At 43.2% G+C, this 16,275-nt stretch carries 16 protein-coding genes and 1 other annotated feature; of the genes, 15 read left to right on the forward strand and 1 reads right to left on the reverse strand.

Annotated elements, in window-relative coordinates; all coding sequences use genetic code 11:
- The first annotated feature begins 7 nt into the window (after positions 1-7).
- From KCX82_RS16105 to KCX82_RS16125, 5 genes are all read left to right on the forward strand, one after another.
- A complete protein-coding gene (locus KCX82_RS16105) occupies positions 8-424 on the forward strand; it encodes a hypothetical protein (protein WP_227019517.1) in 417 nt (138 codons plus the stop codon).
- Entirely contained in the window at positions 417-686 is a 270-nt protein-coding gene (locus KCX82_RS16110; RefSeq protein ID WP_227019518.1) for a 4Fe-4S dicluster domain-containing protein, read from the forward strand. Before KCX82_RS16105 ends, KCX82_RS16110 begins: the two co-directional genes overlap by 8 nt.
- A 17-nt stretch (positions 687-703) precedes the next feature.
- Positions 704-1,162: an L-2-amino-thiazoline-4-carboxylic acid hydrolase gene (locus KCX82_RS16115; protein ID WP_227019519.1), complete on the forward strand. Its 459-nt coding sequence runs from the start codon at positions 704-706 to the stop codon at positions 1,160-1,162.
- A gap of 149 nt (positions 1,163-1,311) precedes the next feature.
- Positions 1,312-1,485: a hypothetical protein gene (locus KCX82_RS16120; RefSeq protein ID WP_227019520.1), complete on the forward strand. Its 174-nt coding sequence runs from the start codon at positions 1,312-1,314 to the stop codon at positions 1,483-1,485.
- A 220-nt stretch (positions 1,486-1,705) separates the two neighbouring features.
- A complete protein-coding gene (locus tag KCX82_RS16125; protein WP_227019521.1) occupies positions 1,706-2,662 on the forward strand; it encodes a bifunctional helix-turn-helix transcriptional regulator/GNAT family N-acetyltransferase in 957 nt (318 codons plus the stop codon).
- A gap of 82 nt (positions 2,663-2,744) precedes the next feature.
- On the opposite strand, the gene KCX82_RS16130 is transcribed toward KCX82_RS16125, so the two are convergent.
- The gene (locus KCX82_RS16130; protein WP_319633361.1) at positions 2,745-3,746 is read right to left on the reverse strand and encodes a patatin-like phospholipase family protein; all 1,002 of its coding nucleotides are present in this window, start codon (positions 3,744-3,746) and stop codon (positions 2,745-2,747) included.
- Between the two features lie 204 nt (positions 3,747-3,950).
- Between KCX82_RS16130 and KCX82_RS16135 the strand changes: the two genes are divergently transcribed.
- The 10 genes from KCX82_RS16135 (at position 3,951) to KCX82_RS16180 (ending at position 15,834) form a co-directional block, all read left to right on the forward strand.
- Positions 3,951-4,373, forward strand: a complete 423-nt coding sequence (locus KCX82_RS16135) for a VOC family protein (RefSeq protein ID WP_227019522.1) — start codon at positions 3,951-3,953, stop codon at positions 4,371-4,373.
- Positions 4,374-4,398: 25 nt separating this feature from the next.
- Positions 4,399-4,950 (forward strand): metallophosphoesterase family protein, encoded by a 552-nt coding sequence (locus KCX82_RS16140; RefSeq protein WP_227019523.1) that lies wholly within the window; start codon positions 4,399-4,401, stop codon positions 4,948-4,950.
- Between the two features lie 143 nt (positions 4,951-5,093).
- Complete coding sequence (locus KCX82_RS16145) at positions 5,094-6,929, forward strand: FtsW/RodA/SpoVE family cell cycle protein (RefSeq protein ID WP_227019524.1); 1,836 nt, start codon at positions 5,094-5,096, stop codon at positions 6,927-6,929.
- Positions 6,922-8,313: a penicillin-binding transpeptidase domain-containing protein gene (locus KCX82_RS16150; protein WP_227019525.1), complete on the forward strand. Its 1,392-nt coding sequence runs from the start codon at positions 6,922-6,924 to the stop codon at positions 8,311-8,313. Before KCX82_RS16145 ends, KCX82_RS16150 begins: the two co-directional genes overlap by 8 nt.
- A gap of 136 nt (positions 8,314-8,449) precedes the next feature.
- Complete coding sequence (locus KCX82_RS16155) at positions 8,450-9,082, forward strand: TetR/AcrR family transcriptional regulator (protein WP_227019526.1); 633 nt, start codon at positions 8,450-8,452, stop codon at positions 9,080-9,082.
- 44 nt (positions 9,083-9,126) lie between these two features.
- A complete protein-coding gene (locus KCX82_RS16160) occupies positions 9,127-11,502 on the forward strand; it encodes a PEP/pyruvate-binding domain-containing protein (RefSeq protein WP_227019527.1) in 2,376 nt (791 codons plus the stop codon).
- Positions 11,503-11,588: 86 nt separating this feature from the next.
- A complete protein-coding gene (locus KCX82_RS16165; protein WP_227019528.1) occupies positions 11,589-11,999 on the forward strand; it encodes a pyridoxamine 5'-phosphate oxidase family protein in 411 nt (136 codons plus the stop codon).
- Positions 12,000-12,261: 262 nt separating this feature from the next.
- A complete protein-coding gene (locus KCX82_RS16170) occupies positions 12,262-12,885 on the forward strand; it encodes a TetR/AcrR family transcriptional regulator (protein WP_227019529.1) in 624 nt (207 codons plus the stop codon).
- 1 nt (position 12,886) lies between these two features.
- A complete protein-coding gene (locus tag KCX82_RS16175) occupies positions 12,887-13,585 on the forward strand; it encodes an ABC transporter ATP-binding protein (RefSeq protein ID WP_227019530.1) in 699 nt (232 codons plus the stop codon).
- Positions 13,585-15,834 carry an ABC transporter permease gene (locus KCX82_RS16180; protein ID WP_227019531.1) on the forward strand — a complete coding sequence of 750 codons (2,250 nt, stop codon included), beginning with the start codon at positions 13,585-13,587 and terminating at the stop codon, positions 15,832-15,834. Before KCX82_RS16175 ends, KCX82_RS16180 begins: the two co-directional genes overlap by 1 nt.
- A 93-nt stretch (positions 15,835-15,927) precedes the next feature.
- Positions 15,928-16,175: a binding site (T-box leader), on the forward strand.
- The last annotated feature ends 100 nt before the right edge of the window (positions 16,176-16,275 follow it).

The raw sequence follows: 16,275 nt of genomic DNA on the forward strand, positions 1-16,275 counted from the left end.
AAGATCAATGTCAATTCGTCTAACACCGAGAATGAGTAATTGGATCAGTGAAAACGGCGTCCACATAGCGGCTGCAACAAAGAACGGATTTCCTACTGTAGTCGTAACAGATTCCAGCACCGTGGAAGGTGAAACCATTACTGTTTCATTGAAGCCAAGTCAAATAAAACAGATAGAAAATATTCTTGCTGAAAATGATTATGTAGCAGCAGCTCCCGGCCAGCTGGGATCAGTTCGCGCACCTTACCAGTTTAAAGGCGCAGCTAAGCTCCAAAGAGATAAGCTTCTAATCACCGTGGAGGAGATTTATTGTACCAAGCCCGGTGCGGAAGCGGGAATCCGTCTGGATACTCTAGGGTATGAAAAAATGAAAGAATATGAAGAAAGCCGTTGGACAGATTTGTCCCCAGCAATCAATGGATAAGAAGCCCAGCAAGCTGCCTTGGGTAATCCCGGTAAATTGTGAGGGTTGCGGCGGATGTGTGAACTACTGTAAAAACGGTTCCCTTAAAATGAAGGAAACCAATATAGAAGGAGTCTTTGTACCTTGGCTGGATGAGCCCCAAAAATGCAGCGGCTGCGGCAGATGCACAAAAGCCTGTGTTATGGGAGCGATCACGATGACAAGCTTCGTAGACCAGGCAATGAAGCGGTTTTTAGAACAAAAACCGGAAATCAGAGGATAAGGAAAGGCAGTGGGAATATGGGTAAGATCAGGAGTACGGATGAACCCGTAGGCAGAATGGCAAAGCTTATGGCAGAGCTCTATTACTTTATGGCCAGGGAGTTCATAGAAAGACTAGGCGAAGAAGCCGGCAGAGAAGCCATAAGAAGTGCTGTAACCGGGTTCGGTGAAGCAAGAGCGAAGGTCATGAGAGAAGAAGCGAAGGAAAGAGGATTGGAAATCAATGCGGAAACCTATGCTATCGTAAGGGATATGCCTGGAATTTCATGGGAGAAAGACCCTGCAAATCCTGCCGATATTACTTATTGCCCGATGCATGACATGTGGGATCAATTAGACGCATTGGAGATAGGAGCTTTGTACTGTGAAATTGACAGCGTTCTGTATCACGGCTTTCAAGTGGATTTTGAAAGACCATTCTGTAAAACCAGCGGTGACAGCTGCTGCAGATTTGTCATACATGATAAAAATAAATAGATAGAAGATCCTCCGGTGATTTTGGAAGAGACAAGTTATGTAAAATGCTTTAAATGCGTGAAATGCTTGTCTCTTTTTTGTATTTTCAGTTCAGATAAAACGAATAGACAGCTGTGATCTGCAAATACTTATTGTAAGGAGGTGAAGAAATGGATAACATGAATAATCGGAATATGAATAATAATACGAAGGACAACCCATACGATAATTATCACGGACACCAAAGCAAAAATATAGACTTAAAGAATACAAAGGATAATACTTGTAAAAATGCTCAGGATAATAGCCAGAACTTCAAAAATACTCAGAACAAAGAAAAATAATAAAAAAAACGGGAAATGAATGTTTTAAAACTTGCCGGATACAAGTTCAACGGAAAAAAACTTACGACGAAGGGCTATGAGATATGCGAAATCTCATAGTCCATTTCTTTATTTGAAACAAACAAAAAATTACTTGACTGAGTCAACTAAAAATAGTTGACTCAGTCAAGTAATTGCCTTATAATAAATTTATGACCAATTACGAAAAAGGAGGTTATTTATGGATTCGTCATATAAACCTTATATCCGCGCCATCAGGAAATTTAACAGATTTTATACGAACATACTTGGTCTTTTAGACCAGCATATGCTGGATAGTGAATTTTCACTTTCGGAAGTCCGCGTACTGTATGAAATCGGCCATATGGAGAACTGCACTGCCAAAAAACTGATTGAAGAACTGAGAATTGACTCCGGATATCTTAGCAGGATGCTGAAGCGCTTTGAAAAGCAGAATCTCACCTATCGGCGTCAATCTGGGGAAGACGGGCGGCTGTATTATCTCTATCTGACAGGAGAAGGGAAAGAAACACTTTCCAAGCTGGACGAGGGATCTGACAAACAAATTTATCAGATGATTGATCGATTGCCGGAACAGAATCAAAGAAAACTGGTGGAAGGAATGGAGGCTGTTAAATCGGCTCTGACAGACAATCCTTCCGACTCTGATGAAGATCCTATCCATATCCGCTATCATCTCAGACCGGGGGATATCGGATACCTCATTTATCTGCATGGATGGATTTATGCGGAAGAATGCGGATATAACCATGTATTTGAAGGTTATGTCTGCAAGACTTTTTACGAGTTTTTAGAAAATTATAACCCAGAAAAAGACAGAATCTGGATAGCAGAGGCAAATAACAGAATAATCGGGGCAATCGCCATCGTAGGGCATTCTGAAATGAGGGCACAGCTTCGATGGTTCATCCTCCATCCTGAGTACCGGGGGATAAACCTGGGCGGCAAGCTCCTTCAAGAAGCGCTGAACTATTCCAAAGACAAAGGATACCGGGAGATATTTTTGGAAACAACAGAGGATCAGAAGACAGCCATCCATATGTACCGAAAAGCGGGTTTTCGAAAAATCGGAGAACATGAGAACCGGACTTGGGGAGTCCATCATGTGGAACAAACCTATGAATTAATTACTGATAGTCAGGACCGTACGGGATAACAGAAGAACCGGTTATTCCGTACGGTCTGATTATTATATGAGAAAACCTCGGTCTCAGTCCATCCATAGTACCGATGACTCATTATTTTTCAAAAAAGCTTCTGGCTGCCTGATACCCTTGACTATATAAGAATTTGTAGGTCTCATCGCCGGTACTGATATCAAAGTCGATAGCAGACACATCCCCGGGATCAATTTGTATGGATCTGGCCTGATCTTCCGGGCTGTTGTCAAAAATATCCTGCTGAATTCTCATCTGGGAATGATACAGATTTTTGATATAATCCAGGAGATTATTAATTTCGTGGTATTTGGTTCTGCTTAGAAACCTGGCTCCCAGGGTTTGGTTGTAGAGTGCAGGTGCATTCCTGTCTTCAAATGTTATAGAATCAAAAATATTGATAGGATAGTTCCACATGACACCGCCGTCACAATAGATATTGGGGGCCCCATCTTTTATAAAGTAATCTTCATCCAGCTCTATTGCTTCAAAGAACAGTGGGATTGACATGGAAATTCTGACCGCTTCCGCCACCTCCATGTCCGGCGTAGTTTCACAAGAGAAAATTCTGGAGGATCGGTAAGATAGATCCGTTCCGATTACATACAGGTCAAAAAAAGGCCGATTCTCTTTGTGAATATATGGATTTTTAAAGTCTGCAAAGGTATAAGGAGGCAATTTTTTGAAAGGATCGAACTGGGATTCGATTTGTTTTTTGATCCAGTGATAAAAATACTCGGTGGAAAACCAGCCGTAATTGTTCAGCAATCGATAAACACAATCTAAATCCCCAAATATCTTTTCCAGCTCATTCCATGCAGGCTTTGATAATTTCAGCAAATCGGGGAAAGGATCTTTTCCGGGTACTTTCCTGAAATCCAGCGTATCAGCGATTTTCTTTGTTTCTGTAAAAGGAAGATTAAAGCTGGTGATACAGGCCGTGATTGCGCCGGCAGAGGTGCCGGCTACCCGTTTTAAATTCATCAGAATATCGTTTTGAGTCAGATATTGCAGCACACCCAAATAAGCGATCCCTAGAACACCGCCGCCTTCAAAAACCAGATTGGAAGGTCTTTCATACATATCGTCACCTCACATCATTTTTCACTTCATTATATTCAGCGTTCCTTTACAAAAGACTTGAGTTATAAATGGAAAATAAAAGGTAATTCTCGGGAGGAAATGATATACAGGAGGATGAAAAGGATTGAAAACCCATTTATTGGGGAATCTTATATTATAGAAACTGGTTATCGTTAACCGTAATTATACAAAGGAGTTGAAAAAATGTCTGTACAAGCATACCTTAATTTTAATGGAAACTGCCGTGAAGCGGTGGAATTTTATGCGGAAGCATTTGGAACGGAAAAACCAAGAATCCTGTCTTTCGGTGAGATGCCGTCTAATGACGGGTTCCCGCTTACGGAAGAAACCAAAAACCTGGTCATGCATGCCGAACTGAAAATCATGGGAAGCACCGTTATGTTTTCAGATGCACCGCCGGATATGCCGTTTATTGCCGGTAATAATATCAGCTTAATCATCACAAGCAGTGATATGGAAGAAATCAAGGCAACCTTCCATAAGCTGAAGGTGGGCGGTACGGTGGTGATGGATCTTCAGGAAACCTTCTGGAGCAAATGCTATGGATTTATCATCGATCAGTTCGGAATCGGCTGGCAGCTAAGCTATGACGGACAGAAGCATTAGCTGAAGATGGCATAAGGCATAAAGCTTGGCAAAAAAAACCAATGTCGATACGGTAAAGGTTGGTGCATGGATGAAAATAGGAGTCCTGTCAGATACCCATATTCCGGGCAGAGCGAAACAGCTGCCGGAGTTTTTAGTGGAATCACTAAAAAAAGTTGAGCATATCATACATGCAGGGGATATTGCAAACTGGAACGTGATAGAAAAACTGGAAGAAATCGCTCCGGTTACGGCTGTTGCAGGAAATGCCGATCCCCAGGAGCTAAGGGAAAGGTTGGGCGAGAAAAAGGTGGCGGTGCTTGGCGGCTATCGCTTCGGTATTTTTCATGGCCATGGAGAAAAGGGCAAAACTGTTGACAGAGCCATTCATTGTTTTGAAAATGACCAGGTTGACTGCATCATTTTCGGCCATAGCCATAACCCGTATTGCAGGCTACATGGAAAGACTCTGCTCTTTAATCCCGGGTCGCCGACAGATAAAAGAAGGAATGAATACTATTCCTTCGGCATCATAGAAATTTCAGAAACGATTTTGACCCGCTTGATTTACTTCAACAGGGATGGAACCCCTGGCTGAAGGCTGTTTTTTCCAAAACAAGGAAGATTCACTCTCTTGGAGCGTTGATTTTACCCAAAAATAATAGTATATTAATGTATAGCAAGTTTTCATTTGAGTTTTAATGAGCTTGCTATATTATTAAGCCATGTAAAGGAAGGCATATGGAAATTTACTTAGAGGCCGCAAAAGAACTATTCGGCCAGGTACTGGACTGGATTCTTAGCAGGTCTGCAAATATAATAGCGAGTGTTGGCGTTTTGGTATCTGATGCAATAGATTTGCCGGGACTCTATACCCTTGTGGTGCGATGGGTATTTCCCGTATTGGCATTCCTTGTGTTGATACGCTGTATGCTCCCGCTTTTGCAAAATGAAGGATACAATAGGGCTTGGGGATTCCTGGAGATCCCGAACGGTTATCGCATACCGCTGAAGCACTGGGAAAATTCCATTGGACGCAGTAAGCTTGCCGATATTGTGATCAATCTTCCCTTCGTTTCCCGCAGTCATGCAGTACTTACCTTCGGAGACGGAAACTGGACCATCACAGATCTCGGTTCAAAGGGGGGCGTAAGCGTTAACGGTGAAAAAATAGAAAAGTCAAGTACTGTTGAGGATGGGGATACCATCTCTCTGGCAGGTGCAGACTTTTTATTCCTTCCGGCAGAAGAAGGCTTTGAAAATATACCCATTACAGGGAAGATGCAGTGGCTTTCGGGATTGAGCAGAAACATTGCATCAGGAACCACTTTCCTGATGATTCTTGTTTTTCAGCTCTTAGGTGGTATCCAGATTTATTTTTCAATGGGTGAAGAAGCAAATTTTAAAATACCAATGGTATTTCTCATATTGATTATTGCAGAATGCCTGTATTATTTTATTCAGACCAGAACCAGCAGGAAGTATATTGAGCTTGAATTGTTAATATTCTTCCTCTGCGGTCTGAACCTGTTCGTGGTAGCCTCAGCAGCACCGGATCACCTGATGAAGCAATTGATTGCTATCCTTTTAGGAATCGGCGTATTTTACAGTATGCAATGGATCATCAAGGACCTGGGCAGAGCACGGAAACTCAAATATATTCTTGTTGGCTGCGCCATTGTGCTGATGCTGTTAAATCTTGCCATTGGAGAGACCCGTTTCGGCGCAAGAAACTGGATCAATCTGGGCTTTATTACCTTTCAGCCTATGGAATTTGTAAAGGTTGCCTTTGTGCTTGCCGGTACGGCCACGCTGGATAAGCTCCTTACGACTCGAAATTTAACCGCTTTTATTGGATTTTCCGGAACCTGCATTCTGGCTCTGATTCTAATGAGAGACCTGGGTACTGCGGTTATTTTCTTTGTTTCTTTTCTTGTAATCGCTTTTATGAGATCGGGTGATATCCGTACCATTGCATTAATATCCTCGGGAGCTGTGCTTGGGGCAATCGCGGTGATCTCTTTTCTTCCTTATATTGCATCCCGCTTTCAAGCCTGGGGCCACGTTTGGGAATTTGCTGATTCCCTGGGCTACCAGCAGACGAGAACCATGATCTATGCGGCCAGCGGCGGACTTCTTGGAATGGGAGGGGGCAATGGATATTTGGATACCATTCCCGCAGCGGATACCGATTTGGTTTTTGGTATTCTTTGCGAAGAGTGGGGACTTCTCGTGGCTTTGATGGCCGTTTTGATCATAATCTTTCTGGCAATCTTTGCGTTATCTCTGGCGGGAGGATGCAAGTCCTCTTTTTACGCCATCGCTGCCTGCGGAGCGGCATCCATCTTTTTGATTCAAACATCCTTAAACGTTTTTGGCTCTGTTGACCTGCTGCCTCTTACAGGGGTCACCTTACCTTTTATTTCCAATGGAGGCTCTTCTATGATTGTTTGCTGGGCACTGTTGGCATTTATCAAGGGGGCTGATGAACGAACAAGACCGTATGAGGATGAGGAGGATGATGAAGAAGGCGAAGATGAAGGAGAAGAGGAACTATGGGAAGGGCTAGGTGAATGAGTTGAAATTATTGACAAGACGTGCTTATGGAGTATTGATTCTGACGCTGCTGCTCATTCTGGGTCTCCTTTTCTTTGTTTTCAGATATGTGAAAGATGCCTCTGTCTGGGCGGAGCATTCCTTTAACAAGCATCTTTATACCAACGGACAGCTGAAGTCGGCAGGAACCATCTATGATCGAAATGGGGCGATTCTGCTGCAGACGGTGGATGGAAATTTGCAGTATAACGAAAACAGCACGGTAAGAAAAGCAATGATGCATGCCGTCGGAGATGCAAAAGGCAATGTGGTAACCAGTGCCCAGGTGGCTTTCAGAGAAAAGCTAACGGGCTGGGATATGCTGAATGGTGCTTTTCAGTGGGAGAACCCGCTCGATCGTACAAAAAATGATCTTATTCTAACCCTTGATTCGGAGCTTTGCACTGTGGCCTACAATGCCATGAACGGCAGGAAAGGAACCGTAGGTGTTTATAATTATGAGACAGGGGAGATCCTCTGTATGGTAAGCCTGCCTACCTTTGATCCAAAGAATCCCCCGGATGTAGAAGCAAATCCTGATAAGTACGAGGGGGTCTATATAAATCGCCTCTTTTCTGCTGCCTATACTCCCGGATCTGTGTTCAAACTGGTAACGGCAGCTGCGGCCCTCGATCAATTCACCAGCATTGATAAACGGGTGTATCAGTGTGAAGGAGAGGCCACAATCAACGGGCAGATCGTAACCTGTCCGAAGCCTCACGGAAATGTTACCTTGGAGCAGGCTCTGGCTAAATCCTGTAACGTGGCATTTGCTGAAATTTCTCTGGAACTGGGGGGAGACACCCTGCAAAAATATGCCGATAAGGCAGGCTTCAACACCAGGCTCAAAGTGGATTCCATAAAAACTGCCATGGGCAAAGTAAGTGTGTCGGATGCCGAGGGCGGAGATCTGGCCTGGGCAGGGATCGGTCAGTACAGCGATACGGCCAACCCATTAAATTTCATGGCTTATGTTGGCTCTATTGCCAATGATGGTGTCCGAGTTACTCCAAGAATATTGAAGGGAAAAGGGCTTCTATCCAACGTTTCGGATGCCGGAGCAGAAAAGAAACGCATCCTTGCAGAAGAAACAGCCAGGCAGCTTGGAGCAATGATGAGAAATAATGTAATCAATGAATATGGAGATAAAAACTATAAGGGGCTGGAGCTGTGCGCAAAATCCGGAACCGCCGAAGTAGGTGGTGATCAGCAGCCTCATGCCTGGTTCGCCGGGTTTTTGGACCGGGAGGATTGCCCCCTCGCCTTTGTAGTTGTCGTTGAAAACGGGGGCTCCGGCAGCAAGGTGGCCGGAGCTGTAGCAGCCAAGGTATTAAAGGCGGCTGTTAAAAGTATGACGGAGCAATAGTTTAGAATTTTTGTGCGGCTGCATTTTAGAAATAAGATGCAGCTCTTTTTTTTATTGTGACTTCTTGACAAGAAAATAAAAATGAGATATATTTAAAAACAGACCGACGTCGGTTTGTTTTTGGAGGTGAATGAATATGACAAAAACTGCGAAAAATTATAGTACGAAAAAAATGGAACTGGTAGAGATTGCAGAAAAATTATTTATAGAAAAGGGATATGAAGAAACAAGTATAGAGGATATTTTAAATGCTTCCGGACTTTCCAAAGGCGGATTTTATCACTATTTTAAGTCAAAAGAGGAAGTTTTGTCGGAAAGCATCGGCAGTTTTTCGGACAATCTGTTGAAGGAGCTGGAGCCTATTGTTGCAGATCCTGATTTGAATGCGTTGGAAAAACTAAATCGATTTATGGAAAAAAAGATCACATCCCAAAAGGAAAAAAAAGAAATCATTAAGTATCTGAGTATGCTGATGAAATCGGATTTTACGTTCTACAAATATACGCTGTCCATTACACAGAAATATGTTGAACCCTTTGCCAGAATCATTGAACAGGGGTCTCGGGAAGGTCGTTTCCATGTAGAATTTCCGAGGGAAACTGCAGACATCCTGCTGAGAGCCGTAACCTCTGTTCCGCAAAGCGTATTTTACAGTGAATATTTGGAGGATCAGACCAGGTCATTCAAATATAAGGCTTCCCTGGAAGCAATCATGGAAAAGGCTCTCGGAATAGAAAGCGGTAAAATACGGATATTTGATGAAGAATAACGAGATTCCTGATCTTTTAAATGAAATTACAAGGAGTGATTGATATGTTGGAGAGTGTAAAAGGTTTTGGTGAATTGACACCTGAATTGCAGCCACTGGCAGGGGGAAAGGGTGGCATGCTTGCCAGAATGTATCAGGCGGGTTATCCGGTTCCGGAAGGTTTTGTGATTCTTTCCGGAGCCTTTCAGGAGGGCAAACTGAGCAAAGAAGCTTGGGAAGCAATAGAGGAACGGTTGAATTCCATGAGGAAGAACAATAGGGAAATCCGGTTTGCAGTGAGATCCTCTGCCTTAAGTGAGGATTCGGCCCAGGCTTCCTTCGCAGGTGAGTTTGAGTCCGTTCTGAATGCGGAGACTGACAAGGAAATCCTTGATGCCATTGATACCGTGTACCGGTCAAAAGAGTCTGAGAGAGTGAAGGCATATAGTTCCGTTCAAAGAATGGAGCAATCCCATCAGATTGCTGTGGTAGTACAGCGAATGGTCCAGTCGGAAATTTCCGGTGTATTGTTTACTGCGGATCCCATAACAGGCAGCCATGCAAGCATGATCGGCAATTACGTTCACGGCTTGGGGGAACAGCTTGTATCCGGAGAGTCCAATGCCTATGATTTTAAGTTGATTAGGCCAAAGGGGAAATATGACGGTCCCGATGAATGCAGAAAATATGCGAAAACCCTTTTTTCGCTGGCGGCCAGGCTGGAAAACGAAACAAACAGCCCGCAGGATATCGAGTGGGCTGCAGCCAATGGAAAACTATATTTGCTGCAGGCAAGACCCATAACCACTTTGAGAGGAATCAACCTGGACACTTATGAGATGAATTATTCCCTCATGGGAGAAGAACTCTGGATCAATACCAATGTGGCGGAAGCAATACCCGATGTTTTTCCTCCGTTTTCCTGGAGCATCGGAAAGCTTCTGGACGAAGCACTGAATTTTATTCCCGGATATTATATCTTTTCCGGCAACATCTGCGGACGTCCCTATATGAACATCAGCAGAAGAGTATCCATGATGAATGCCGTACTCGGAAAGAATTCCAAAAGTGTGGTTAAGCTGATCACGGATATATACGGAGAATTTCCGGAGGGTGTCAGTATGCCCCTTTATCCTTTTTCTCCTATTGAAGTTCTTAAAGTGATGGTGCCTATCATGGTGCAAACCTCAAAAAGTTCATTGAAGGCATCCAAAAATCTTACCCGATTCCTTCAGGAGGCACCGGAGCAATGCAGCAGAATGAGGGAAAAGATCAAAACGATAAAAGAAAAGCAAGAGCTGCTGTCCTTCTGGAAACAGGAGTTGGAGCCCTATTTCTTAAATGCATGGTTAAGTGCCGGTGCAGCTGCGATAAAAATGACCAATATTACGAAGCTAGATAAAAAACTTACCAAATTAGTCGGTACGGAGGATGCAAATACGATACTTTCTAACCTTAGAGGAGGATCCGATCTGGCGAGCCTAGGACCGGTAGTCGGCATTTCCAAAGTGATGAAGGGGGAAATGAGCAGAGAGGAATACTTGAAGAAATACGGACATCGGGGACCTCATGAGTATGAAATGTCAATTCCCGATCCCATGGAGGATCCGGACTGGCTGGAAAAACAGATTGAGGAGCTGAAAAGATCCAACATGGATGTAGAGGGCATGCTTGAAAGACAGCATTTACAATATGAAGCTGCCAAGTCGCGGTTTGTAAAGCGTTTCCCAGATAAGGCAAAATGGCTTGACATACAAATCAGGAAAGCCGCTGAAGGTGCCCAACTGAGAGAAGAAGGACGTTCTGAGTTTGTAAGAATATTCAGGGTGGTGCGTGCTTTTGCCCTTAGAGCAGGTGAGCTTACAGGACTGGGAGATAATATCTTTTTCCTTTATATCGATGAGGTAGAAGATCTTTTAACCGGAAAAGACGGGGCAATCAGGAATATTCCTGCAAGGAAAGAGAACTATGAGAAATATAAAGCGATGCCGCCATTTCCGTCAATAATCAGAGGACGGTTTGTTCCTGCAGAATGGGTAAAAGACCCTGACAGAAGACTTGACTACTATGATGCCGCTATGCCTATGGGTGCGGTGTCCGGTGTTGAGACATCAGATGCAGCAACTCTGAAAGGCTATGCCGGAGCTGCAGGCAGGATTGAGGGAATCGTGCGGATCCTCAAAAATCCCGAAGAAGGCGAACAGCTTCAGCCAGGAGAAATTCTGGTTGCAGCAACTACCAATATCGGTTGGACACCGCTTTTTCCGAAAGCCGCTGCAATCATTACCGACATAGGAGCACCGCTGTCCCATGCTGCCATTGTTGCCAGGGAGCTGGGGATACCCGCTGTGGTTGGCTGCAGCAATGCCACCGTAAGACTGAAAACCGGAGACAAAGTGCTGGTAGACGGCGGACAGGGAAAAGTGCAAATATTAAATTAATATATGGGTAATATATGGATAAGCTATATTTATTAAATCTATGTTAATGATAAACTGATACTAAAATAATTTTTGGGAGGTAATATATGGATAAGGTACTTCAACTTCTAAGAGAGAACATGATTTGCTGTCTGGCGACTTGCTCCGATGATAAACCGAGAGCCTCGGCTATGGAATATGTAATTGCAGGGGATTATATCCTATTTGCTACAGATGGCGATTCCATTAAAGCTGCTAATTTGAGAGCAAATAATAAAATTAGTTTTTCTGCTCATTCGATGCCCCAATTTGTAACAATTGATGGTACAACTATGGAACCTAGTGAAGCTGAAATCAATGAATACAATAGAATCCTGTTTGACAGACATCCTGAGTTCAAAGATATGATTGCAAAAGGTATGATGAAGCCTTTCACATATTTTAAACTGGTTCCTGAAGTCGCCTATTATAACGACTATTCTAACGGTATGAAACCCCCCGAAATTATTAAGATGTAAAAGTCAATCAGCTCCTAAATTGTATAAAAGCTCCCAAAAGAAGGGAGCGTGCAAATACCTTGCATTTTTATATGCAGGGTATTTTTTATCCCTGTAATGCAAATAAAAATAACAAAAATAAATATTTCTATTATTTTTGTTAATAAAAAATGAAAAAAATATTTAAAAAAACAATATTGACCAAGGTGGTCATTAACGATATAATAAAAATGACCACGATGGTCATACTAAAATCGATAGGATCAAAAAAGAGGTGGTTATCATGTACTCAAAATTTTATAGCCTGGAACAGGAGAAAAGGGAGCGAATTATAAATGCAGCTTTGAAAGAGTTTGCAAAAAACGGCTATGAAAAGGCTTCCACAAACGAGATCATCAAAGAGGCCGAAATATCAAAGGGATCATTATTTAATTATTTCAAGAATAAAAAGCAATTGTATTTGTTCCTTCTTGATTATGTAGTTACGGTCATTGATGAAATCTATGAAGAAATGGATTGGAATATAACGGATCTTTTCGAAAGGATGAGAGCGCTTGGGTTGATCAAATTTAAAATCATGCAAAAATATCCGCAAGCTTTTAATTTTATTAAAAATGCTGCCCAAGAGGATGCAGCTGATGTAAATTCTGAGATTGAAACGTTAGAGAAGTCCATTGTTGAAAGCGGATTGGAAAGAGGGTACAAAGATCTGGATTTGACCAAGTTCCGTGAGGACATGGATATCCAAAAAATCATGAATATTATCAATTGGACAATACTAAGCTTTGCAGAGCAGCAGAGAGATCAGGTGAATTCTTTTGAAGAACTCGATATGGAAGTGCTGAAGGAATGGGAAGATTACTTTGATATTTTGAAACGTTGCTTTTACAAGAAGGAGGAAGAATAATATGTTTATAGATATTGCAAATTTGAAGAAAAGCTACAGAACCGGCGAAGTCGTAACGGAAGTTCTGAAAGGAATCGGGATGAAGCTGGACAAAGGGGAAATCGGTGTCATACTCGGGCCCTCAGGTTCGGGGAAATCTACTCTGATGAACATTCTCGGCGGGATTGACCGGGGAGACAGCGGCCAGGTCCTTGTTGACGGTATTGAAATCAACCAATTAAATGACGGCAAGCTGACCGATTACAGACGCGGAGACATCGGTTTCGTTTTTCAGTTCTATAACCTCGTTCCCAATCTTACGGTGGGGGAAAACATTGAAGTGGTTTCCAACATCAGCAAATCACCTCTGAATACGGATGAAGTTTTAGCTGCGGTGGGCATGCAGGACAAAAAGCACCGCTTTCCAAGGGAACTTTCCGGCGGTGAGCAGCAGCGGGTCTCCATCGCCAGAGCCATTGTCAAGAACCCAAAGCTTTTGCTGTGCGACGAGCCAACGGGCGCCCTTGATTATGATACGTCCCGGAGCATTTTACAGCTTCTGCAGCAGGTGAACAAAAAATACGGAACGACCATTTTGATGATTACCCACAATGCTGCCATTGCCGCTATGGCAAACAGGGTCTTCAGACTCCGCAGCGGAGAAATCGTGGAGGAAACGGTCAACCAGACGGTTGTTCCGGCAGAAAGGATTGAATGGTAATGATAATAAATAAGAGAATCAGACGCGTTCTGCTGGAAAGCAAAGCACAGTATATCGGATCCATTGTGCTGATCATTTTCAGCTGCTTCGCTTTTACTTTAATGACTCAGTTTGCCGGCAATTTTGAACAACTGGCATATGAGTTCCAAAACGAATATATACAGGAAGATGTTTCCTTTACTACAGAAAAAAATATTGAAAATCTGCAGGATCTTGAGTCGGCGGCAAACGCGGTGATTGAAGAAGGAAAAACGCTGGATTATAAGGTCTCCGAAGAGCAGACCCTGCGCATTTTCAGCCAGAATGAGAAGGTGAACCTTCCGGCGGTCCTCGAGGGAAGAGAATTAGGCGGAAGGAATGAAATTCTCCTCAGCCCGAATTTTGCTGCTGCAAATAATTATCATATCGGTGAAGAGATCAGAATATTGGATCAGTCCTTTACCATTGCCGGATTTATGGCATTGCCAAACTACATTTATCCGCTGCAGTCGGAGATGGACATGATGCCTCACTCGGGGTTTGGAGTTGCTGTTATTAGTAAGGATGATTTTCATGCTTTGGCAAACGGGAGCAGCTTTTATCAGGTGAAGTTCAACCCATCCGATCAAAATCATCGTATACAGGCCGCTGAATTCAGAGAACTGCTAGAAAGCCGCAATATTGATGTTGTACAATGGACAGACATAGAAGATAATAAGCGGGTCAGCATCGTTGCTGCGGAAATCGACATCCTGCATCTGGTCAGCAGGGCTGTACCAACCGGAATTTTACTATTGGCAAGCATTATGGTAGGAAACGTCATCGGACGGATGATCAATCATGAATCTACCATCATCGGTGCATTGTATGCCTTGGGGTATAAAAAAAGGGAACTCTATCTGCACTATTTGAAATTTCCGTTTCTCATAGCCGTAATCGGAGGCATCGTCGGGACTCTTCTTGGATTCTTTCCCGTACGATACATGGTATCGTTCATGTTTACAGCTTTCACGATGCCGATGACCGGGATCACCTTCCATCCGGGCCTGATCCTCCTGAGTCTGCTTTTGCCTATTTTATTTCTGGGTGTCAGCGGATACTTCGTCATACGAAAAGAACTGAAGCATTCGCCGGTAGAGTTGATGAAGGGAGAGAAAGAGGAGAATAAGGTTAATTTTTTAGAGCATAATCTGAAACTTGAAAGATTTAAATTCTCTGCAAAATTTAAGATCAGAGAGCAGCTGAGAAGCTTGTCCCGCCTTGCTTTTCTGCTCGTGGGAATTGCAGTGGCAACCATACTTCTGCAGTGGGGCTTTACGCTGAAAAGCTCTACGGATTTCCTCTTCGCGGAGGGCAGCAACAATGAATATAACTTTAAATATGAGTACAAGTTTGACAAACTGCGCTTTGATGAACTGCCTCAGGAGGCGGAACCTTTCTCGGCATCTTTGTTTTTGCCCGTGAATGATGAGAAAAGAGACTTCTATGTCACAGGTGTTCCGTCGGAATCAGCACTCCTTACACTGGAAGATGAAAAGGGAAACCGGCTGAGTACAAACCAGGTTATTGTAACAAAGCCTGTGGCCAGGCTGTTGAATATTAAGGAAGGTGATTCCGTCAATATCGTAAGGAAGTTGGATGGACACATGTTTTCTGTTAAGATCGATCGCATAGCGGACACCTATTCCGGTAAATTTCTCTTTATGCCTCTTGGGGATTATAATGAAAAATTTGGGATGCCGGAAGGAAGTTATAACGGGTCTTTCAGCAATGTACAACTGGATATTCCTGAAGACCAGGCCTACAGTGTCGTGTCCATCGATGAAAAGCTGGCCGGTGCACAAGAGGCCTTTGAGCCTGTGAAGTCAATGATAGGCGGGCTGTCTACAGTGGCGTTTATCATCGGTATGATTGTCATCTATGTTGTAACCTCCCTGATCATCGAGGAAAACAAGAACATCATTTCACTGATGAAGATTTTCGGATATCGGAAGAGAGAGATCAATTCTCTGATTTTGAACAGCTCTACACTGGTTGTTGTAATCGGATATATCATTGGGATACCGCTGACGATTTCTGCTATCGGCGTGCTTCAGCAGTCTCTTGAAACCAGCGTTGGTATGGTGCTGCCGCCCCCGAAGATTGACTTGCTCTACATTTTAATCGGTTTTATCGTGGTATTGCTTTCCTATGAGCTATCCAAGCTGCTGTGCAAAAAGAAGGTCAACGCAATATCCATGAGCGAAGCATTAAAATCAGGAATGGAGTAGAGTCACATCACATACCAGCCGAGAGAAAAATCAAGATTTGATTATTTTTACAGTTGACAAATGAAATAGTGATGAATATAATGAAAACAATATTAAAAAGTGATGACCAAGAACCAGTAGCGGATATGCCCATCCTTACAGAGAGCTTTCGGTTGGTGTGAGAAAGCAGGAAATACATGCCGTGAATTCATCTTGCGAGCTGCACACTCAACGGCTTTTTGCCCTGTAGGCTGTGTCGGATTCCAACCGTTATCATGGAGGAGCGATGATTGTCGCTTGCCGAGATTGTTGTGCAAACAACGAAGACAAGGTGGTACCGCGAATTTACATTCGCCCCTGTTAGATACAGGGGCGATTTTTTTTTTCTCTGATAAGAAATATTGTATCCTCTCAGAGAAAAAAGAGGGAGGCATATTTGCTTCTGTCAGATAGAAACGGAGT

It is taken from the genome of Sinanaerobacter chloroacetimidivorans (genome assembly GCF_018128545.1).
GTDB classification, from domain to species: Bacteria; Bacillota; Clostridia; order Peptostreptococcales; family Anaerovoracaceae; genus Sinanaerobacter; species Sinanaerobacter chloroacetimidivorans.